Source organism: Streptomyces sp. TLI_105 (assembly GCF_900105415.1).
GTDB lineage: Bacteria > Actinomycetota > Actinomycetes > Streptomycetales > Streptomycetaceae > Streptomyces.
Genome location: NZ_FNSM01000002.1, coordinates 24,137 through 44,632, shown reverse-complemented (window position 1 = coordinate 44,632; position 20,496 = coordinate 24,137). Strand labels below are relative to the sequence as shown.

The window sequence follows — 20,496 nt, the reverse complement described above, 5'->3', positions numbered from 1 at the left end:
GTGCCGGCCCGCAAGGCCGAGTTGCTCGCGGCCTTCCGTCGCCGCCGTCCGCCCCTCGTCCTGGTGAACGTCGCCGACGGCCCGTCGGCGGGGTGACCCACGATCACACGCCGGCGAAGTTCCGCCCGCGTGAGGAGCCCCCACGTGGGACGGGCCTCCATGTGCCCCGCGTGCGCGAGGTTCATGACGCCTTGGGGTCGCCGAGATACCTGCGGTGTGTGTCGTACGGCCACGCGTTGGGCTCGCAGCCGTTGTGACCGTCGGCCGTCCAGGACCTGCGGTCCACGAGGATCTCGTACACCTCGCGCGCCGCTTGCTCGGCCGACAGACCGGTCCCCCGCTCCACCCGGACCTTGAAGCGCCGGATCGTCCCCGTGCCGACCGCGGGCGAGGACGTCCTCGCCGTGACGAATCCGTCCGTGTCCTGGTCCTGGGGCGCCGGCGTCGACCGCGTGGCGTCGGCGCCGCCGGACCGCAGCACGTACGCGGTGCCCAGCGTGCCGGCCAAGAGGAACAGCATGGGCAGGACAAGGACCGTGAATCGCGCCCGCACGTGCGTGCTCGTTTCCATAGCCCTGCTTCGGGGTGTCATGTGAATCCCTCCCGAACTCGTCCGAGGTGGAGGGGTGTTTCGTTCACCGAGGACGAGAAGGGACGCACGTATCACACATGTTCGGCCGTACGGACTGTGAGGGGGACGGATTCTTCCGGGGCAGAAACCTGGCTCTTCCGTGTACGCGCCGGAGGGCGGATGGTGGTGATGTGCCCGACGGAAGCGCCGAGGGCCGACCCGATTCACCACCACCATCGTTTCCAGGAGTGTTCCCATGACCAGGACCAATGTGACCTTCCTCAGTGCCGGCATCGAGATCGCCGCGCATCTCTATGTTCCCGACGCTCCGGCCTCGGGTCCTCGTCCGGCGTTGGTGGTGGGGCATCCCGGCACCGGAGTGAAGGAGCAGACCTCCGGCGCCTACGCGCAGCTGATGGCGGAGCGGGGTTTCGTCACGCTCGCGTTCGACGCCGCGTACCAGGGCGAGTCCGGTGGTCTGCCGCGCGGTCTGGAAGACCCCGCGCAGCGGGTGGAGGACTTCAAGGCCGCCGTCTCCTACCTCACCACCCGGGCAGAGGCGGATCCGGGCCGGATCGGTCTGCTGGGCATCTGCGCCTCCGGCAGCTACTCCCTGGCCGCGACGGCCGGTGATCCGCGGGTGCGGGCGGTGGCCACCGTGTCCACCGCCGAACCCGCCCGCCAGTTCCGCTTCGGCGCGGACGGCACCCAGGACCCGGCCGTCTTCCAGGCCCTGCTCGCAGCCGCCGCCCAGGCCCGCACGACCGCCGCCCGCGGTGAGGACCCGGGTGTGATGAAGATGTTCCCCGCCACCGCCGAACAGGCGGGCGCGCTCGGCGGCGAGCACGGCATCGAGGGCTTCGAGTACTACTGCACCCCGCGCGGCGAGCACGAACGCTCCGCGAAGTTCCTCGCCTGGGAGAGCATCGACAAGATGGCTTCCAGCGACGCCTTCCACGCCATCCCCCTGATCGGCGACCGGCCCGTCCTCCAGATCATCGGCGAGCGCGCCGTCACCGCCTGGATGGCCCTCGAGGCCCACCACAAGGCCACCGGCCCCAAGCAGATCCACTGGATCGAGAACGCCAGCCACGTCGACCTCTACGACAAGAAGCAGCACGTCGGCCCCGCCACCGACAAGCTCACCGAGTACTTCACCGAGTACCTCACCAAGTGAACGACCTCGGAAAGCAGCGCCTCGGGACCGGTCCTGCCACGATCAGTCGTTCGACTGCCGGAGGGCGCAGGGACCGAAGGGACCGCATCTCCGTACGACGGAACGCCGGCGGGCCTCAGTCCAGTGCCCTCAGCGCCCCGGCGACGGCTGATTCCAGGAACTCGCGCCCGGCTCGGGCCCGGCCCATGACACGAAGGCCCTGGATGAACGTCATGAGGAAGCGGGCCAGTTCTTCCGGGCGATGCTCGCCACGCAGTTCTCCCCGGTCCCGCGCCACGCTGAGGGCGGCGGTCAGCACCGTCTCCATCGCCGCCAGCGTCGTCCTGACCCGTTCGATCGTGTCTCCGTCGGCCGAGCGCTCGGTGGTGGCGCCGACCAGCAGACAGCCGTGCTCCGGGTCCGCCGTGTCGGCAGCGGCCATCGTGATCAGGAGTCCGTACAGTGCCGTGCGAATGTCGGGGCCGCGCCGGACGTCCTGGCCGAGCGCGGCGACCAGACCGTCGCAGTACCGTTCGAGGGCGCGGGCGTACAGGCCGTCCTTCGAGTCGAACGCGGCGTAGAGACTGCCGGTGCCGATGCCGAGCCGCGCCGTCAGTCGTGGCATCGACGTGGCGTGGTATCCGAGCTCCCGGAACAGGTGCATGGCCTGTTCCACGGCCACTTCCGTATCGAACTCGCGGGGGCGCGCCACTGCGGGATCCCTCCTTCGGCAGGCCATCACACATGTACTCGTCGGCCCGACTCTTGCAGGGCGCACACGAGAGGGCATGAGTCGTTCGACTGTAGTCCGGGAGGCGTTCGGTCTGGTTCCCTGTCGACACCGGCCGGGGCGTGTCGGGTCGGCGTTCGTGCGGTTAGCCTCGACCGCATTGACGGCAACAGCCCGAGGACCAAAATGCAGGTGCACCTGAACCCCCCGCTGGAGCCGGGCAACGCGCCCCGGCATGCCGCTGCCATCGTCGCGGCCGCGGCCGACATCAGTGGTGCGGAGCTGGACTACAGTCCGGAGAGCATCGCTGTGGTGGAGGGCATCGTCGACGGCTTCCGGGCCGAAGGTGTCACCGACGCGGACATGGCCGAGTCCCTCGTCGCCTTCGGTTGCTACGTGGGTGAGATCCTCACCCGGCACATCGGCGGGTCATGGCGGCACGCCCGGTCCTCGCGGATGGTCACCGTACCCGTCGTCGTGGAGCTGCCCGACACCCGGGAGTGCCACCCGATCGACTGGGTCGTCTGCCGGCTCAAGTTCGGCACCGCCTTCAGCATTCGCAATCTCTACGCCGCCGTTGGCACACCCCACCGTTCCTCGGGCGAGCAGCCACGTGGATGATCATGTCCAGACGGGCGTATCCGCTGCCGGTCGAGGAAGCGTGGGAGGGCACGAGGTGAGCACGCACAGCGGTGCGGACGGCGGAGGTCCGGAGGGCGCGGTGCCGTGGGAGTCCGATCCCGGCGGAGCCGGGCTGTTCGGCCGCGAGACCGAGATGCAGCTGGTGGAGACCCTGCTGACGGACCCTGCACCGCAGGGGCGAGTGCTCCGTCTGAGAGGCGCCGCGGGTACGGGGAAGACCGCACTCCTCCGGTACGCCGCAGCCTCCGCCGCCCACCGGGGCATCCATGTGCTGTCAACGGCATCGGTCCCTGCAGAACGAGGCCTGCCGTACGCCGCGCTGCACGGCCTGCTCCGCCCCGAACTGGCCCGCATGGGCAGCCTGGCGGCCGCGGAACGAGCCGTACTCGACGCCGCCTTCGGCGGCGGGCCGACCGCTCCGGCGTCGGCCGGCCTCGCGGCCGCCGCGCTGAGCCTGCTGGTCACCGCGCCGGGACGGATCCTGCTGTGCGTCGACGACCTCGACCGGCTCGACCAAGCGAGCCGCGACGCCCTGAACGCCATGGCCCCGCTCTGCGCGACGTCACGGGTGAACATGATCGTCACGGAGCGCCCGGCCCCTTCCCGATCGGCTCCGCATCCGTTCACCGCCACGCTCGACGACCTGTCCGACCCCGCGGCACGGGCCCTCTTGGCGCGCGCGGGGCGGACCACCTGCTACACCGAGGCTCAGCTGGTCCTCGCCGTGGCCGGGGGAAACCCGCTGGCCCTCACCGAACTCTCCCTGGACGACGGCCCGCTCGGCGACACGGCGGGCTTCGGCATGCTGCCGGCCACGCCTCGTCTGGCGGAGTCGTACGAGGAGGACCTGGGGGGACTGTCGGAGCCGGCCCGTGCGGTCCTGCTCGTCACGGCACTCAGCGTCTCCCCTGTCGCGAGCGACGTCTTGGACGCGAGCGGCCTGCTGCTGGGCAGCGGCCAGGACGCGCGTGCCGGGCTCGCCGAGGTGGTCGCCCGGGGGCTGGTGACCGAGGAGGACGGGACCGCGGGTCGGCAGCGACACCTGCTCTTCCCGCAGCCGCTGATCCGGCCCGTGATCCTTCACCTGGAGCCGGCGGCCCGGCGCATGGCCGCCCACGCGGTGCTGGGACAGAGCCTCACCAGTGTCCCGCACGCGGCCTGGCACACGGCCCGACACACGGCTGGCCCCGACGAGGACCTGGCCCGCAGGGTGGAGTCGCTGGCGGACGGGCCCTGCTCGGGCACGGACGTGCTGATCGCCCTGGCCTCTCTGGAGAGTGCCGCCCGTCTCTCCGCGGACCCCCGCCGTCAGGCGGAGCGGCTGCTGCGTGCCGCCGAACTGGCCGTCGACCGGGGCCTGGTGGACCGGGCTCTGCGCCAGGGCCGGCAGATCGACACCGCCGCGCTCGGCGCGCTCGGACGCGCCCTGCAGCTGTGGGTGCACGACCTCATCCCGGGCAACACCGTGGTCGGCCGGGAGCGGATCGTAGAGCTGTGCGAGGCGGCACGTGCCGTGTCCGAGGAGGACCCCGTACTCGCTCAGAAGCTCCTTTACGCGGCGGCCCGCCGATGCTGGTGGCAGCAGGCGGGACACGACGAACGGCGCGCCGTCCGGCAGGCGTTCACGAGCATGCGCTCCGGGCCGAGCGACGTGCTCGACCTGTCCGTCATGGCGCTGACCGATCCCCTCTCCGCCCTCCGGCTGCCGGAACCCCACCCCCTTCCCGGGCTCAAGGAGGAGGACGAGGCGAACCTGACGGCCCAGGTGGCCCATCTCACCAACGATCTCGACCGGGCGGCCCCGCTCTACATGAAGGCGGAGGCGGCACTCCGTGCCGACGGCCGGTACGGACGGTTGCCGCAAGCCACCGTCCCGAGGGCGATGGGTCAGATCTGGCTCGGCAGCCGGTGGGACGTCGTGCACTCCCTGACCGAAGAGAGCCGGCTGGTCGCCGAACGCACGGGGCAGCCCGAATGGGTGGCCCGGGCCACCGCGGCCCGGGCCGTCGTCATGGCGCTCGAGGGCGACCACGAGCAGGCGCTCGAGTACGCCTCGGAGGTCGAGGAGCACTCCCTGCGCACCGGTCTGAACCGGCAGTTGCAGCTCGCCGCGCTGACCCGCGCCCTCATCGCCTCCGGGAACGGCCGGTACGTCGAGGCCTACGCACGGCTGCGCGCCTTGTTCGCCGAGCCCGCGGGACCGTACGCCTACGAGGAGTTCTGGGCGGTCGTCTTCCTGGCCGAGGCCGCGCTCCCCGCCGGGGAGACGGAGGACGCCCGGTCCGTCGTCAAACACGTCGCGTCCCTGACGGAAGCGGGTCGCCCACCCCTGGTGGAGCGGATGCTGGCGTACGCCGAGGCGGTCCTCGCCCCCGATCAGGAGGCGGAGAGACGGTTCCTCCGGGCGCTGGGACCCGGGGCCGAGGCGTGGCCACTGCTCCACGCCATGACCCTGTTCGGCTACGGGGCCTGGCTCAGGCGCCGGCGCCGGGTCACGGCGTCACGCACTCCACTGGCCACGGCCGAGTCCCTCTTCCGGGCTCTCGGAGCGCGCTCGCGCGCGGACCAGGCGGCGTCCGAGCTGAGGGCGACGGGCCGCGCGTCGTCGGCCCGGTCCACCGGGGATGTCGCGGGCGCCGTCTCGGACGATGTCGCCCAGGTGTTGTCCCCGCAGCAGCTGACCATCGCGAGGCTGGCCGCCCGTGGTCTGTCCAACCGGGCCATCGGCGAGCAGCTGCGGCTCTCCCCCCGTACGGTCGCCTCGCACCTGTACCAGATCTTCCCCAAGCTAGGCGTCACGTCCCGTGCGGGACTCGCGGCGAGGTTCGGCACCGAGGCGGAGTGAGACCGGGAGGTCTCAGACCGGCCGGTGCTCCCGCAGGACCTCGGCGAGCTGCGCCCGCGCCGTGACGCCGAGCCGGGGGAAGATCCGGTACAGGTACGCCCCGATGGTCCGCGGTGACAGTCCGAGGAGCTCGCCGATCTCGCGGTTCGAGCGGCCGCTGCCGGCCAGTTCGGCGATGCGTAGTTCCTGGGACGTGAGCAGGTCGCGCAGCGCGGTGTGATCGGCCGCACCGGCGCCGCCGGTCTCCGTCCGTTCGCCGGAAGCACGCAGTTCCACGGCGATCTGCGCCACCCGTGCCTCGGAACCCATCATCGTGAAGATCGTCGCGGCTTGCCGCAGTGTCGTGCGTGAGTCGGCGAACTGCCGTCGGCGTCGCATGCGCCGTCCGTGGGCCAGGCGCAGGGGTGCTTCCAGGAAGGGCCAGCCGGAGAGGTCCTGGGCGAACGCGCGCTCGAACAGTTCCTCTTCGTCCCGGTCGTCCGCGAGGACGGCCCGTGCCACCGTGAAGCGGACCGCCAGGTCGGGTGCGCACTCCGCGCCCAGGGCGTTCTCCAGCCGGTCGAGGACGACCCGCGCCTCCGTCCGGGCGTTCACGGCCTCGGCGGCCTCGGCGAAGGTCACCAGCGCGAACAGGGCGGCCGCGCTGACCCGCGGACTGGTCAGGAGAACCGACAGCGCGGCGTAGGCCGCCTCGAAGTCCCCGCTCTCCGCCAGCGCGGAGGCGGAACCGGTGGCGAGGACCGCGTCGATCGTGCGGAGGGAGCGCCGTGCGGCGGCGAGTTCCCGGGGACTGCCGGTCCGGACCGCGCTGCCGGTGCGCAGTCCTCGGAGCATGTCTTCCAGCAGGCGTGCCGCCGCGGCGTGGTGGTCCTGGCCGTGCGCCTCGGCGAGTTCCGCGCACCTCTGCAAGGCGTGGCTGCTCTGTCCCCGGTCGCCCGTGGCCAGGTGCGCGAGGCCCTGCCTCAGCAGCACGGACGGCATCCGGTCGAGCGCGTCGTGGAAGCGGTGGCGGCGCTCGGCCTGCCGATACAGGTCCACGGCCCGCAGCGGGTCGCCTGTCGACAGCGCCGCCTCACCCAGGTACTCGAGGTCGCGTACGGGCAGGACCGCCAGGTTCCGTACGGCGTGGATGCCGGCGAGGATCGTCGCGGCCCGGCGCACCGGGGCGACCGTGACCATGGCCTGCAGCAGCCGTGGGTCGTGCCCGCGGTCCGGCATTCTGTCCAGGAAGCCGAGCAGCGTCTCGGCCCGCGTGGCGTCGCCCACGAGGGACGGGGCCGTGATCCGGGCCAGCTCCAGCCCGTTCTCCTGCTCGGCCGGACCGTCGGGATCGGGCCAGGCGGCGGGGTCGGCCGGGAGCGGCTCGCCGCCGGTACGCTCCAGCGCCTCGGCGCAGAGCACGCCCAGGGGGCCCAGCGGTCGGCTCAGGGCTCGGTGCGCCATGGTCCGTGCCATGCGTTCCAGTCCGAGGGCGTGAGCGAGCTGGGCGGTGCGCAGGGCGCAGCGGCCCTGGTCCTCGGGCGTCGAGTGCAGCTCGGCCGCGCGTTGCAGGAGCCGTACGGCCATGGTCGGATCGCCTTGCTCCAGTGCGTGGTGGTGCGCGGATTCGAGACGGGCTGCCAGGTCCCCGTCGGGCTCCTCGGCGCTCTGGGACCTGTGCCACAGCATGCGCACCGAACCGTCTGCCAGCACGTCCGCCAGGGCCGCGTGCGCGGCACGGATGCGTCGCGGGCCGGTGCCGTGGACGATCGCGCCCGTTGTCGCCGGATGACTGAAGAGCAGCCGCACTCCGTCGGAGTCCACGAGGCCCTCGCGCTCGGCGGGCTCCAGCGTCGTGAAGTCCAGTTCGGTTCCGTCGATCCGTGACGCGGCCGACAGCAGCAGGGGCAGGTCGCCCTCCGGGTGCAGGGCGGCCACGAGCAGCAGGTCCCGGGTTCCGGCCGGCAGGCGTGCGGCGCCCGGTGCCATGGCGGCGGCCAGCCGGTCGGAGGAGACGGGGAGACAGGGCGACGAGTCCTCGGAGCGGACGGGGAGTTCGAGGAGTGCCAGAGGATTGCCGGCCGCGGTCGCCAGCAGTTCGCGCACGGCCTGGGTGTCCAGGCCCGGACGCCGGGCGGCCAGCAGGCTGGTGGACTGGTCGGATGTGAGCGGGTCGAGCCGCAGATCCGGGAGGCCGGTGAGGGGGGCCAGGCGTGTGCGGTGCGGTCGGGCGGTCATCAACAGCGCCACCCGCGGGCCGCTGGTCCGGCGGGCCACGAAGGACAGCACCTGTCGGCTGGGCTCGTCCAGCGCGTCCCAGTCGTCCACCGCGACGAGCAGGGGCTGCTCCGCGCCGACCGTCTCCAGCAACTCCAGGACCGCGAACGCCAGCCGTGAACGGTCGGCGGAGCGGAGAGCGCCGTCGACGAACAGCATCCGCAGCGCATCGAGCCGTCGGCTGCTCGAGGACCTGCCCGGAGTCTCCAGCACCGGCCAGACGATCTGCAGCAGCCCGGACAGGTCGGACGGGTTGCCGCCCCGGATGCCCGCGCCGCGCAGCACCCTCAGGCCGGCGCTGGTCGCGGCCCGGACCGCGGCCTCGAGCAACGCCGACTTGCCCGAGCCGGCGTGACCGCACACCACCCGGGTCGCCCCGTGGACCGTGGCCTCCAGTAGAAGATCCTGCAACACCCGGATTTCGGCGTCACGACCGATGATCCCGGCCGGGGGCGCCACCTGGGGAAGCAGGGCCAGCAGCGACGACGAGTCGTTCGCCGCCTCGCCCGCGCTTCGGCGGGAGAGCCTGGCGTGCGTGTCGTTCATGGTGCCCCCTGTCCCCGGGCGAGCGGTCCCGCCGGGTCGGGGTGGCGCTCTCCTGTCTCCCACATCCCAGTGGATCGGTGTCCGTGGGACCAGGCAGTTCGCATGCAGCTTGGTGTGCCGACGGGAGAAGCCGCAGGTGGCCGGCCTCCGCGGCCGCGGAGTGCCGCATCCCGCAGGAGCTGGCGGCAGACCCGTTCCCGGGAGTGCTCAGGGAGCGTCCAGCGCCTCCGCGTTGGCCCGCATCCGAGCCGCGCGTGGGCTGTCGATCGTCCTCAGGAGGTCGGCCGCCCGCAGCCAGCTCGCCCTCGCCTCCGCACGAGAGCCGTGCTCCTGCTGCGCCGTCGCGAGGTGTTCGAGCACCTCGGCCTGGTTGTAGTCGTCGAAGGCCTCTCCGTAGACCCGCAGGGACTCCTGGTAGTCGGCGATGGCGCCGACGAGGTCGCCGAGGCGGTGCCGGGCGTAGCCCTTGGTGTCCCAGGCGGCCGCCTCGATGCGGAGGTTGTCGTCCCGCCGCAGCAGGGGGATCGCCTCCTCGCACAGCTCGATCGTCTCCTCGTACCGGCCGAGGAGGGCGAGGTACCAGCCCACCGCGTTCATCTCGCGGGCCGCGGCCCGGCCGTCGCCCAGTGAGCGGAAGATCCCCAGCGCGTTGCGGGCGTGGTGCAGGGCCTCCTCATGGCGCTTCTGCCGGCCGCGCACCCATCCCACCGTCCGTTCGGCGACGGCTCGCTCCTCGGGACCGAGCCGGTGGAGTTGGGCGAGCATCAGCTCCACATGGCGGTCGGCGTCGTCGGCCTGGCCGGTCTGGGCCAGTGCGCGCGCGAGGTCCGAGGCGTTTCGCATGACGGCGGCGGGCTCGTCTAGCTGCAGGGCCGCGTCGAGGCCGATCCGCTTGGTGTCGATCTCCTCGCTCCAGCGGCCCATGAGCGAGTAGTAGCTCACCCAGTCGTAGGTGAGGGTCATCCGGAACCGCAACAGCCGCGGATCGTCCATGGAGCGCAGGGCTGATGAGACGGTCGCCTCCTCCTGACGGAACCAGGCCAGGGCCTCCTCGCGCGTGTCGAGGGGAACGCTGACCACCCTGTCGGTCAAGGGGCCGGCCTCGTCCGCTTTCGTGCGCCCGAGAAAGCAGTTGGCCGCGTGGGCGTTGTGGCGCAGATAGGCCAGGAGTCTGGTACGGGCGCCGAGGCCGTCGTCCTGCTCCGACTCGACGAGTTCGGCGCCGTAGGCCCTGACCAGGTCGTGCAGGACGTACCTGCCCTCCGCGTCCCGCGACAGCAGATTCGCCGCGGTCAGGTGGCGCAGATGGCGCCGGGCTTCCGCCAGGCCGATCCCCGTGAGGGAGGCCGCGGCCGCCGCCGACACCGAGGGGCCGGGATGCAGGGCCAGGTGCCGGAAGAGAACGGCCGTCTCCGCCGGCAGGGCCCGGTACGACCACGAGAAGACGGCCCGGACGTCGCTGCTCCGGGCCCCGGCCGACAGTGCGTCCAGCAGCGGTGCGGTCCCCCGCAGGTCCCGTACCGCCACGCGCAGGGGCACCTGCGGCATCGCGCTCAGCTGCGCCGCGACGATCGCCACCGCGAGCGGCAGATGTCCGCACAGCTCCACCAGTTCCTCGGCGGCTCGCGGTTCCGCACGGCAGCGGTCCTCGCCGACGCGTGCCGAGAGCGCGGCCAGCGCCTCCTGCCGGGTCCACACGTCGAGACCGATCAGGCGTGCTCCGTCCATCGCGGCCAGATCGGACAGCCGGCTGCGTGAGGTGATGATGGTCAGGCAGCCGGTCGAGGCCGGGAGCAGCGGCCTGACCTGCTCCTCGTCGCGTGCGTTGTCGAGTACGAGGATGAGCCTCCGGGACGCGGTCCGCTTCCGGAAGAGGGCGCTGCGCTCCTCGGTGCCACGAGGAACGTCCTTGTCGGAGACCCCGAGGGCGGTGAGGAACCCGCCCAGGGCCTCTGCCGGGTCCAGGGGATGTGCCGCGTCCTCGAAGCCGCGCAGGTTCACATAGAGCTGCCCGTCCGGGAACCGGTCCGCGACATGGTGCGCCCAGTGCACGGCGAAGGCCGTCTTGCCCACCCCGGCCATCCCGCCGATCGCCGAGACGATCACGTGTCCGCCCTGCTCGGTGATCTCGGCGGTGAGCTTCTCGACGGTCTCCAGTGCTCGTGTGCGGCCTCGGAACACCGCCAGATCGGGCGGGAGCTGTCGCGGCACCCGTCCGGCCGGCCCTTCGGCCCGGAGCAGCGACGCCTCGAGGAACTGCCGTCGTTCGTCCTCGTCCAGCTCCAGGGCGTCCATCAGCTCGCCCAGCGTCGCCTGCCGCGGCAGGCTCTGTCCGCGCTCCATGTCGCTGATCGCCCGGACGCTCACCCCGGACGCCTCGGAGAGGCTCTCCAGCGTCCGCAGCGAACGCTGGCGTGCCTCTCGCAGCAGACGCCCGAATTCGGTCCTGCCCACACCCGCCCCCGGCGTTCCCTGTTCTGGAACGCCCATTAAAGCAAGGGTGCGACCAGGAGCCGGCGCAGTGTCCAGATCGGGAGACGCACGCATCGGCGGCCCACCGGAGACCGGCCGGGGCGAGACCCTGTCTCGTCCCAGCCCGGTCGGCCCTCGGCGGTGGGTTCACGTCAGCTCAGGGTGTACGCCGTGGGAATGGTCTGCCTGACGGTGTTTCCCTGGCTGTCGGTCGCACTGATCCTGAGCCCGACGCCCTGGACGGCCTGGTCCCGCCGGGGGTTCTGGATCGTCGTGGTGAACGTTTTCTTCCCCATGCCTCTCGTGGGCGCCGGGCGCCAGATGCCACCTCCGTCGAAGGTGGCCTCCACCTTCAGGGCGGTCACCCTGGGCAACTCGGTGAGGCGTGGCTGGTAGTAGCCGGTGACGACGATCTCGTGCCTGTCCCCCGCCTTGACCGTGTTGTCCAGGGCCAGGCCGAAGTCGTAGCGCAGGAAGGTCAGCGGTTCCGGACGGCAGGCCGCCCGGTCGGTGCCGACCACGTCTCCCGTGCACGGGCTCTGTTGGGGCGCGTCCGCCTCCGCCACCTGAGCGAAGGCGGACTCCCAGACCGTCTTGACGTCGTCGTTCTTCGTCTCGAACGTGTATCGGGCCGACTTCGCCGGCAGTTCGTAGGAGACGAGGTCACCGCTCTTGCAGCCAACCAGTGTCAGCGTCGCCGCCGCGCACAGCACGAGGGTCGCTCCGCGGCGCCGCACCGAGGACACGACGGTGTTCATTGTGTGGGTCTTCTCGGCGGATTCGGGTGTCGTCACCGGCTCTCGTCGGGCAAGGGCTCCGTGCGGCGCTCGGTCTCCTGCCCCGACGCGTCGAGCAGCTTGACGTCGCAGATGTGGTCGAGGTTCGGCGAGACGGTCGGACAGCAAGTCGGGATCTCGGAGAAGCCGTGCGAGAGACGTTCGTCGTCGACGATGCCGATCAGGGCCTGACGGCCGTCGGAACATTTGACGGTCAAGTTACTTATGCACGGCTCCCCCCGCACCGGACAGAGTGGCCGGAGCAGGCTCCGCCCGATCACAGAGAAGGACCCATCCGTAAGATGAGCGGCGAACGATCCGGAGTGCAGGCCCGCCGGAGCACGGTGGACAGTCCTCTTCAGCTGACCTTGAACATCGAACGCGTGCTGACCCTCGCCATTCGGCAGGCCGTCAGGGCGGACTTCCGGTTCGACCCGGATTCCCCCTGGGCCGTGTCCGTCCGACTCGTCGTCGAGGACGGCCCGAGTGTCGAATGGCGGATCGGCCGTGACCTCCTTCAGCAGGGGCTCTACTCGATGAGCGGGCTCGGAAGCATCCAGATGTGGCCGTCCGGCGCGGAGGAGCAGAGCACCGCATGGCTCCGGCTGACCTCGGGCTCCATGGCCGCTCTCTTCGAGTTGCCGGTGCCGCCGCTGGCCGATTGGCTGGAGTCCACCTACGAGCTCGTGCCCGTCGGGGCCGAGCTCACCGAGATCGACTGGACGACGGCATCCGCGGCATTGCTCCACGATGCCGAGACGCAGAACGACTGAAATGGCTGAAAGCAGCCCAATGTGCGGGGCTTCGGGGCTCCTCGGCTCCGACTCGGCACACCCCCTGCCATCACGGCCTCCCTGTCATCCTCCTCGCCGACACGACTACGGAATGCACCGCGGGCGCTCGGTCGGGAACGACCGACCGAGCACGGCATGTTTCTCACCCTAGCAGACACGTATACACATTTCCCCAAGCGTGTACGATTCCGATTGGAGATACATTTCCCATATCCGATATCGGGTGTGCATACCCGCAGGGCCGATCCGGAGCTCAGGAGCAGGCGGTCCGCGGTTCCCGGCCCCATTCGACGCGTCCGAGGTGCGCCGGGCACCTGAACCGCCCCATGATGGGCGTCAGAAGCCCGCCCGGGAAGCCACTCGCACGTTGTCACCGGGCGGGCTGCTCGGCGTTCCCCCGCATGGTCCGGCGTTCGCCGACCGCCCGAGATCAGGGCCGCCGTCGCATGGGCCCTGAGGGCCAGGGGCGGCTGGTACCAGTTCGGCGAATACTGCACCGCCCCGCACAGCAGCAACCGCCGCCGGCGATGCGCCTGCTCCTCCTTGATGCAGCAGGCGTGCAAGGCCGCTGGCATCCTGCTCCCCCGCGTCACCTACGACCAGGTCAACGCCGGCCGTCGGGTCAGCAGGACGCTCCCAAGCCCGACGATCTCGTCTTCAACGCCGGAGCGGACTGCTCGAACGCCCGGCCGGCCACGTCGGGATGTACCTCGGGAACGACATAGGACAGGGCCATGCACACGGAGCCTATTTACCGACCATGGGACACACTCACCGGGGACTTCTGGCAGGGGGCGCCCGTTCCCGGCGGCCATGAAAGGACGTCAAGCGCGAAGGGCTGCCCTGCCACACAGCAGGGCAGCGGCGAACCCAGCGGTCAGGCCCTGGCGGGCCCGGCCGCTGGGCGTTACGGCGTTCGCACGCGGTAGCTGGCCATCGGCACCGAGAAGCACACTCCCTGGAAATCACACATGCCTCGGCACGCCATAGCCGGTGTGCGCCGATCAGGTGCCACCTGAACCGCCCGAACCCACCGGCTCGGATCACCCCCTACAGCCCCAGGTCCAGGGCCAGGCACGAGTAGAAGTTCCACGCACCCTCGGGGTTGTACTTGGCAGTCACCCCCGCGTTCGGCTCGGACTGCTTCTCCTCGGTCATGCTGTCGAAGCTGATGCGCTCGGGGAGCTTGCCGAACCGCTCGTGCCGTGCCGCCGCCGCGTCTCCTGCGAGTTCCTTGCTCATCGCCGGTCTCCACATCGTCGTTCACACATCGCGCTCTGCTCGCTGTCGGAACACCCCATACCCTGCCCCACTTCACGTAACCTGTCAAGACGGTTATTGCGAGCAGGTGGCCCCGTGCTCCGTACGCGGAGTCATGCCTGTGGTCTCCGGGTCGACATCTTCGTGAAGGGACCGCGCCCATGCACGATCAGGCGAGCCCGCCGCCGCGGCCCACGACCACCTCGGCTGTCGGACGCACCGCCCGCCCCGGCCGCGATGGCGGCACTCGGCTCCGGCCCGCGGGCCTGGCTGTCGCTGCTCGACGGGCGGGGCGGCCGGGCCCTGCCGACGCTGTACGAGGACAACTACCCGTGGCTGCTGCCGGGGGAATCCCGCACGATCGCGGTGTCCTGGCCGGAGCGTGCCCGGCCGTCCGGACGGTCGGTCCTGCGCGCCGAGGGATACAACGCTCCGACGGTCACGCCCTGGGGATACGTCCCGTCGGGCCAGGTCGGTGTGGCCGGGTCGCTGGGCGTCAGTCCGCCGTCAAGAGCACTCCGAGGAGCTCCTCCAGGGCGGCGATGGTCTGCCCGGGCTCCTTGGCGTGGACCGTGGCGAAGCCCAGATCCGCGGCGGGCGGCAGGTAGCGCTCGGTGTCGTCGACGAACACGCAGGCCTCGGCCTGCAGACCGAGCCGGTCGAGGACGAGCCGGAAGATCTCCGGCTCAGGCTTGCGCAGACCGTGGTCCTCGGAGATCACCACGGCGTCGAAGCAGTTCTCCAAGTCGTGTCCCTCGTAGAGGTTCCACGGGTCCGTGCCCACGGAGTTCGACAGGACGCCGACTCTGACGCCGGCCCGGCGGGCGGCCTCGGCTGCGGCGAACATCGCCGTCTCCGGACGCAGGTCGGCGAAGATGCGGCCCATGAGGTCGTCGGCGGGGACGCCGAGGCGATCGGCGGCAGCGGCGTTCCACTCGGACTGGGTGATCGCGCCGCGCTCCAGGTCCTCGGTGCGCCGGACCATCTCCTCGTTGAGGTACAGAACGTTGAGCAGGGTGCCCTCGGGAAGTCCCGCGCGCTTCTCGAAGGCGAAGGCGGCGGGGACCAGAGGGGTGGTGAGGACTCCGCCGAAGTCGAGCACGAGGCCCTTGCGCTTGATCATGATCCGACTCTAGAGGGTATGTGCACGCCGGGTGTGCCCGGGGCGGTCCGAGCGGTCCGCGAAGGTGGACACATGTGTGGCGATCAGGTGGGTCGAATCCTTCGCGGAGCCGTTCCCGGTTTCCGGGATGTTCAGCCCCGGTACGTCTCCAGGATCCGCAGCCACACTTCGCTGATGGTGGGGAAGGCCGGGACGGCGTGCCACAGGCGGTCGATCGGTGCCTCGGTGGTGATGGCGACGGTCGCGGAGTGCAGCAGTTCGGCGACCCCGGGGCCGGCGAAGGTGGCTCCGAGGACGACGCGCCGTTCGGGATCGACGAGGACGCGGGCGGTGCCGCGGTAACCGGGGAGGTACTGGTGGGCGCCGGCCAGACCGCCCAGCTCGTAGTCGACGACGTCGACCCGGCGGCCGGTGCGCTCGGCCTCGGCGGTGGTCAGGCCGACGGCGGCGACCTCGGGTTCGGTGAAGACGACCTGGGGGACGGCCGTGGTGTCGGCGGTGGCCACATGGGCGCCCCAGCGCCCGGTGTCGAGGGGCGTGCCCTGTGCGCGGGCGGCGATGACCGCCCCCGCGACACGGGCCTGGTACTTGCCCTGGTGGGTGAAGAGGGCGCGGTGGTTGACGTCGCCTACCGCGTACAGCCAGTCGCCCGTGACGGCGGTGACGGTCAGGCTGTCGTCCGTGGTGAGCCACGCGCCGGGAGCGAGGCCGACGGTGTCGAGACCGATGTCGCGGGTGCGAGGGGCGCGGCCGGTGGCGAACAGCAACGCGTCGGCGAGGAGTTCGGTCCCGTCGGACAGGACGGCCCGGATGTCGCTGCCGGGTCCGTCGACCCGCTCGGCGTGCCGGATGCCGACGCCGAAGCGCAGGTCGACGCCCGCCTTGCGGAGCTCGTCGGCGACCAGTTCGCCCGCGAAGGGCTCCATGCGGGGCAGGAGTCCGCCACCGCGGGCGACCACCGCGACCTCACTGCCGAGGGACCGCCAGGCGGTCGCCATCTCGGTCGCGACCACGCCCGCCCCGACGACCAGGAGTCGCCCGGGCACCGATTCGGCGGCGGTGGCCTCCCGACTGGTCCAGGGGCGCAGTTCGTCGAGTCCGGGCAGGTCGTCGGGCAGGGCCGCGCGGCTGCCGGTGCAGACGGCCACCGCGTGCCGGGCCCGGAGCAGCACGGTGTGGCCGTCGGGTGTGCTCACGTCGACCCTGCGGGGTCCGGCGAGCCGGCCGTGGCCGCGCAGCAGCTCGATGCCGGCCGAGTCCAGCCACCGGACCTGGTCTCCGTCGTCCCAGTGCGCGGACATGCGGTCGCGGTGCGCGAGCACGGCGGCTGTGTCGAGCGGACCGGCGACCGCGGGGTTCAGGCCCGGGACGCGGCTCGCCTCGGCGCGCAGCAGCCCGGGCCGCAGCAGTGCCTTGCTGGGCTCGCAGGCCCAGTAGGAGCATTCGCCGCCGACGAGTTCGCTCTCCACGATGACGGTGCTCAGTCCGGCGGCGGCGGTACGGTCGGCGACGTTCTCGCCGACCGGTCCCGCACCGATCACGACGACGTCGTAGGTGCGGATGTCTTCGGTCGTCACAAGATGCTCCAAGCGGGGGGCGTACGGCGGGGAGAAGGGGGCCGGAGGCGGCCGGAGGGCCTGGGCGGCCGCCTCCTGGGGGTGGTGCGGGGGTGGGGCGCCGGTCGGTCAGCGTCCGGGGGCGCGGACGGTGACCTCCTGGAGGAACCACTCGTTGCCGTCGGGGTCGGAGAAGGCGGCGAAGGTGCCGTAGCTCGGGCGGCCCGGGGCGAGGCCGGGCACCCGGTGGCTCCCGCCGGCGTGGTGGAAGGCGCCGGCGTGGTGGAAGGCGCCGGTGGCGTCGTGGAACGGGCCGTCGACGTCGACTCCGCGCCCGGTCAGTTCCTCCACCGCCTCCTCGATGTCGGTCACGATCAGGTGCAGCCCCTGGGCCGAACCGGCGGGGGCCGTGGTGAGCCCCTCGCCGAAGATGATCGAGCAGCCGGAGCCCGGGGGTGTCACCTGGACGATGCGGTACCCGTCGTGGATCGGAAAGTCGGCGTCGGCGCGGAATCCGAGCTTGCCGATGTAGAACTCCTTGGCCTTGTCGACGTCCGAGACGGGGATGACGACGACTTCGAGCTTCAGGTCCATGGCAGTGCTCCCTTTCGGAGGTGAGGGGTCGGAAGGTCAGCGGGTGGCGCGCGCGGCGGCCTCGATCACGCGGGTGACGACGCCGGGCCGGGAGACGGCGACGGAGTGCGAGGCGGCGACCTCGGTGACGTGGGCGCCGGCCCGTTCGGCCATGAAGCGCTGTGCGGCGGCCGGGATGTTGAGGTCCTGGGTGGTGACGACGGCCCAGCTGGGGACGGTCTTCCAGGCGGCCACGGTGGCCTTCTCCTCCAGCGCGGCCTGGGCGATGGGGCGCTGGCCGGCGGCGGCGAGGGCGGCCTCGTTGCGCGGGACGTCCGCCGCGAACTGGTGGTGGAACTTGTCCTGCTGGATGTAGATGTCGGTGCCCTTGGTGCCGTCGGGGTTGGTGACGGGGACGGGGTCGAGGGCGTCGGGGAGGGTGGAGCCGGGGTACTTGTTGGTCAGCTCAAGGGCGGTCTCACCGGGGGCGGGGAGGAACGCCGCCACGTAGACGAGGGCCTTGATGTCGGTACGGTCGGCGGCGGCCTCGCTGATCACGGAACCGCCGTACGAGTGACCGACGAGGATCTTCGGTCCCTTGACGTGGTCGAGCAGGCCCCGCAGGGCGGTGGCGTCGTTGCGGGGGCCGCGCAGCGGGTTGGCGGCGGCCACGACGGGGTAGCCGTCGGCACGCAGTCGCGAGACGACTCCGTTCCAGCTGGAGGAGTCCGCGAACGCGCCGTGCTCCAGGACGACGGTGGGCTTGGGCCCCCGCTCGCCATCCCGGGCGGCGACGGCGGCGACATCGGTGGTGGCGCCGGCACTGGCGGTGCCGGTCAGGGCGAAGGCCCCGATCGTGGCTCCGGCGACAACGGCCGTGGCGGCCCCGGTCAGTACCCGTCGCTTGCCCGCGCCCTTGATGTTCATCACGACAAATCCCTTTCGGCAGTGGGTCGGTGAGCACACCGTGCGGCATCACCTGTTTGCACGGTGACTAACCTGTCACCTCTATCGTCACCGGTCAAGTAGGTGACAATATGGATGCATGCATGTGCGTGCCGCCACCCTCGCCGATGCGTGCGCCGTCACACATCAGTCACATGACGGTCGGCGGGAGCGGGCAGCGGAAACCACGTTCCGTAGGGGCCTAGGGCGTGTTGTGAAAGTGCTGGTCACAGCCATTCGTTGATGGCTGCGACCAGTACGGTCGCTTCGTAGCGGACGGCGAGTTTGTCGTACCGGGTGGCGACGGCCCGGTGGCGCTTGAGCCGGTTGATCCCGCACTCGACCGCGTGCCGCTGCTTGTAGTCGTCCTTGTTGAACTTCGGCGGGCGGCCGCCGCGCGAGCCGCGCTTCAGCCGGTTGCGCACCCGGTCCGCAGGCACCGGAATCGTTGCCTTGATTCCGCGTCTGCGCAGGTAGGAGCGGTTGCTCCGGGAGTCGTACGCCTTGTCGGCCCGCACCCGGTCCGGACGCTTGCGCGGCCTGCCGAGCCCGACCCGGGGCACCCGGATCGCCTCCAGGACCGGCTCGAACTGCGGGGAATCGCCGCGCTGCCCGGCCGTGATCACCACCGACAGGGGCTTCTGCCCCTGCTCGACCGCGAGGTGGATCTTGCTGGTCAGGCCGCCACGGGAGCGTCCGAGGCCGTGGTCGGCCGGCTCGACGAAGACACCGCCGGGCGGCTCCTTTTGGAGGTCCCCCTTTTCGCAGCCCCGGCGGCGTGCTGGTGGGCCCGGCAGACGGTGGAGTCGACGTTCACGTCCCAGGTGATCAGGCCCTTCGCGTCCGCTTCGGCCTGGAGCCGGGTGAGGATCCGGGCCCAGGTCCCATCCCGCTGCCAGCGGCGGAAGAGATCGTAGACCCGGTCCCACGGCCCGTAACGTTCGGGCACGTCCCGCCAGGGGGCGCCGGTCCGGGTCCGCCACCGTATGCCGTCTATCAGCTGCCGCCGCGTCCACACCTGCGGCCGGCCCGGCTTGATGCCCATCGGCAGCAAGGGCTCAAGCCGGGCCCACTGGCCGTTCGTCAGATCACCACGTCCCACGACAAGTGATCATCAACGAACAAGATCCACTTTCGCAACAGACCCTAGGCGCCGGGGCGCGGTCCCATCTGTGACTGAACGCGGACATGATCGCTGACGGTTCGTAACTAACTGCGCGGTACAAATAAGTGCGCACTACGGCATTACCCAGACCGCACCGCATCCCGGGGGAATCATGCTGCACACCCGCAAGGCCGTCGCCGCCGCCATCGGCCTCGTGGCCGCACTCTCGCTCACCGCCTGCAACGGCGACGACAACGCGTCGGCCAGCACGCAGACCAGCCCCACCGCGTCGGCGGACAAGGCGGGCGGCACCGGCGGGGCGGACCAGAGCGCCGACACCGACACCGGCACCGGCGGGAGCGACCAGAGCGCCGACACCAGCACCGGTGACAACAGCGACGGCAAGGTCGACATCTGCCGCACCGACGAGCTCGAGGTCGCCGCCGCCGACAACACCACGGACAAGACGGAAGGCGTCGTCACCGTCTCCTTCAAGAACAGCGGCGGCAGCAACTGCCGCATCAGCGGCTTCGCGGGGGTCGATCTGAAGACGTCCCTGGGCGACACCTTCTCCGTGGACCGCAATGGCGAGCAGGCCCTGCCGCAGATCCTCAAGGAGGGCGAGACCGCCGCCTTCAACATCACGTTCCCCGTCAACAACAGCGGCGGCTCTGGCGTGCAGCCGACCGACATCGTGGTGACGCCCCCGAACGAGACCAAGCACGTCACCCTGAAGTGGCCGGCGGGCACGCTCCCTGTCACCGACGGCGAAGACAGCGGGAAGCTGGAGATCAGCCCGGTGGGCAAGGTCAGCGACTCACCGGCTGGCTGACCCCGCCCCCGCCCCGCTGGCCCCCGCTCAGGAACTGCTGCGGGGAGGCACCACCATGATGTTGAACGCGTGCGCCCCCACCTCCTCCGCCACCCCGGAGAACAGCAGCGCGAAGTGCTCCTGCCCGCGTGCGGTCCCGATGCCTCCCAGATCGAACCGGGAGGCATCGGGTCATCCCAGGTCGCCGAGCAGACGCCCCGTGATCTCCTTGGTGCCGGCGTCGTCTCCCGAGACGAAGATGGTGCTCGGCCCCTCCAAACCTCCCGGGTTCCTCATCACGGTCGGTGTGCTTGCCGCTGCGAAGGTCGCTCCCG

At 71.2% G+C, this 20,496-nt stretch carries 17 protein-coding genes and 1 pseudogene; 6 read left to right on the top strand and 12 right to left on the bottom strand.

The window, feature by feature from the left end; all coding sequences use genetic code 11:
• Window positions 1-181: 181 nt before the first annotated feature.
• Window positions 182-508, bottom strand: coding sequence for a hypothetical protein (locus BLW86_RS39515; RefSeq protein WP_177181985.1), 327 nt, complete (start codon window positions 506-508; stop codon window positions 182-184).
• A 319-nt stretch (window positions 509-827) separates the two neighbouring features.
• On the opposite strand from BLW86_RS39515, the gene BLW86_RS39510 reads away from it, so the two are divergent.
• Complete coding sequence (locus BLW86_RS39510; RefSeq protein ID WP_093879151.1) at window positions 828-1,748, top strand: alpha/beta hydrolase; 921 nt, start codon at window positions 828-830, stop codon at window positions 1,746-1,748.
• Between the two features lie 115 nt (window positions 1,749-1,863).
• Here BLW86_RS39510 and BLW86_RS39505 read toward each other — a convergent pair whose 3' ends face one another.
• On the bottom strand, window positions 1,864-2,439 hold the full coding sequence (locus tag BLW86_RS39505) for a TetR/AcrR family transcriptional regulator (protein ID WP_093879150.1): 576 nt from the start codon (window positions 2,437-2,439) through the stop codon (window positions 1,864-1,866).
• Window positions 2,440-2,643: 204 nt separating this feature from the next.
• Between BLW86_RS39505 and BLW86_RS39500 the strand changes: the two genes are divergently transcribed.
• Window positions 2,644-3,078 (top strand): hypothetical protein, encoded by a 435-nt coding sequence (locus BLW86_RS39500; RefSeq protein WP_093879149.1) that lies wholly within the window; start codon window positions 2,644-2,646, stop codon window positions 3,076-3,078.
• 55 nt (window positions 3,079-3,133) lie between these two features.
• Window positions 3,134-5,944: a helix-turn-helix transcriptional regulator gene (locus BLW86_RS39495; protein ID WP_256341765.1), complete on the top strand. Its 2,811-nt coding sequence runs from the start codon at window positions 3,134-3,136 to the stop codon at window positions 5,942-5,944.
• A 12-nt stretch (window positions 5,945-5,956) separates the two neighbouring features.
• On the opposite strand, the gene BLW86_RS43850 is transcribed toward BLW86_RS39495, so the two are convergent.
• The 4 genes from BLW86_RS43850 to BLW86_RS39475 all read right to left on the bottom strand — a co-directional run bounded on the left by BLW86_RS43850 (window position 5,957) and on the right by BLW86_RS39475 (window position 12,212).
• Entirely contained in the window at window positions 5,957-8,746 is a 2,790-nt protein-coding gene (locus BLW86_RS43850; protein WP_093879148.1) for an AAA family ATPase, read from the bottom strand.
• A 207-nt stretch (window positions 8,747-8,953) separates the two neighbouring features.
• Window positions 8,954-11,200, bottom strand: a complete 2,247-nt coding sequence (locus BLW86_RS39485) for an ATP-binding protein (RefSeq protein WP_093879147.1) — start codon at window positions 11,198-11,200, stop codon at window positions 8,954-8,956.
• A 170-nt stretch (window positions 11,201-11,370) separates the two neighbouring features.
• The gene (locus tag BLW86_RS39480) at window positions 11,371-11,976 is read right to left on the bottom strand and encodes a hypothetical protein (RefSeq protein WP_143060349.1); all 606 of its coding nucleotides are present in this window, start codon (window positions 11,974-11,976) and stop codon (window positions 11,371-11,373) included.
• A 32-nt stretch (window positions 11,977-12,008) separates the two neighbouring features.
• Window positions 12,009-12,212 (bottom strand): hypothetical protein, encoded by a 204-nt coding sequence (locus BLW86_RS39475; RefSeq protein ID WP_093879145.1) that lies wholly within the window; start codon window positions 12,210-12,212, stop codon window positions 12,009-12,011.
• 84 nt (window positions 12,213-12,296) lie between these two features.
• On the opposite strand from BLW86_RS39475, the gene BLW86_RS39470 reads away from it, so the two are divergent.
• Window positions 12,297-12,767: an SsgA family sporulation/cell division regulator gene (locus tag BLW86_RS39470; protein ID WP_093879144.1), complete on the top strand. Its 471-nt coding sequence runs from the start codon at window positions 12,297-12,299 to the stop codon at window positions 12,765-12,767.
• A gap of 1,071 nt (window positions 12,768-13,838) precedes the next feature.
• Here BLW86_RS39470 and BLW86_RS39465 read toward each other — a convergent pair.
• The gene (locus tag BLW86_RS39465) at window positions 13,839-14,030 is read right to left on the bottom strand and encodes a hypothetical protein (protein WP_093879143.1); all 192 of its coding nucleotides are present in this window, start codon (window positions 14,028-14,030) and stop codon (window positions 13,839-13,841) included.
• A 255-nt stretch (window positions 14,031-14,285) separates the two neighbouring features.
• On the opposite strand from BLW86_RS39465, the pseudogene BLW86_RS42455 reads away from it, so the two are divergent.
• Window positions 14,286-14,465, top strand: a pseudogene (locus BLW86_RS42455) (hypothetical protein); the annotation flags it as partial.
• Between the two features lie 79 nt (window positions 14,466-14,544).
• On the opposite strand, the gene BLW86_RS39460 reads toward BLW86_RS42455, so the two are convergent.
• The 5 genes from BLW86_RS39460 to BLW86_RS39440 all read right to left on the bottom strand — a co-directional run bounded on the left by BLW86_RS39460 (window position 14,545) and on the right by BLW86_RS39440 (window position 19,347).
• Window positions 14,545-15,171 carry an HAD family hydrolase gene (locus BLW86_RS39460; RefSeq protein WP_177181984.1) on the bottom strand — a complete coding sequence of 209 codons (627 nt, stop codon included), beginning with the start codon at window positions 15,169-15,171 and terminating at the stop codon, window positions 14,545-14,547.
• A 131-nt stretch (window positions 15,172-15,302) separates the two neighbouring features.
• Complete coding sequence (locus BLW86_RS39455; protein WP_093879141.1) at window positions 15,303-16,748, bottom strand: dihydrolipoyl dehydrogenase family protein; 1,446 nt, start codon at window positions 16,746-16,748, stop codon at window positions 15,303-15,305.
• Between the two features lie 108 nt (window positions 16,749-16,856).
• A complete protein-coding gene (locus tag BLW86_RS39450; protein WP_093879140.1) occupies window positions 16,857-17,321 on the bottom strand; it encodes a VOC family protein in 465 nt (154 codons plus the stop codon).
• A 36-nt stretch (window positions 17,322-17,357) separates the two neighbouring features.
• Window positions 17,358-18,227: an alpha/beta fold hydrolase gene (locus tag BLW86_RS39445; RefSeq protein WP_093879139.1), complete on the bottom strand. Its 870-nt coding sequence runs from the start codon at window positions 18,225-18,227 to the stop codon at window positions 17,358-17,360.
• A 245-nt stretch (window positions 18,228-18,472) separates the two neighbouring features.
• A protein-coding gene (locus BLW86_RS39440; RefSeq protein WP_256341125.1) for an IS5 family transposase occupies window positions 18,473-19,347 on the bottom strand; the annotation gives its coding sequence in 2 pieces (ribosomal slippage) (window positions 18,473-18,954 and window positions 18,954-19,347; 876 coding nt in all).
• A gap of 175 nt (window positions 19,348-19,522) precedes the next feature.
• On the opposite strand from BLW86_RS39440, the gene BLW86_RS39435 reads away from it, so the two are divergent.
• Window positions 19,523-20,182 carry a DUF4232 domain-containing protein gene (locus BLW86_RS39435; protein ID WP_093879138.1) on the top strand — a complete coding sequence of 220 codons (660 nt, stop codon included), beginning with the start codon at window positions 19,523-19,525 and terminating at the stop codon, window positions 20,180-20,182.
• The last annotated feature ends 314 nt before the right edge of the window (window positions 20,183-20,496 follow it).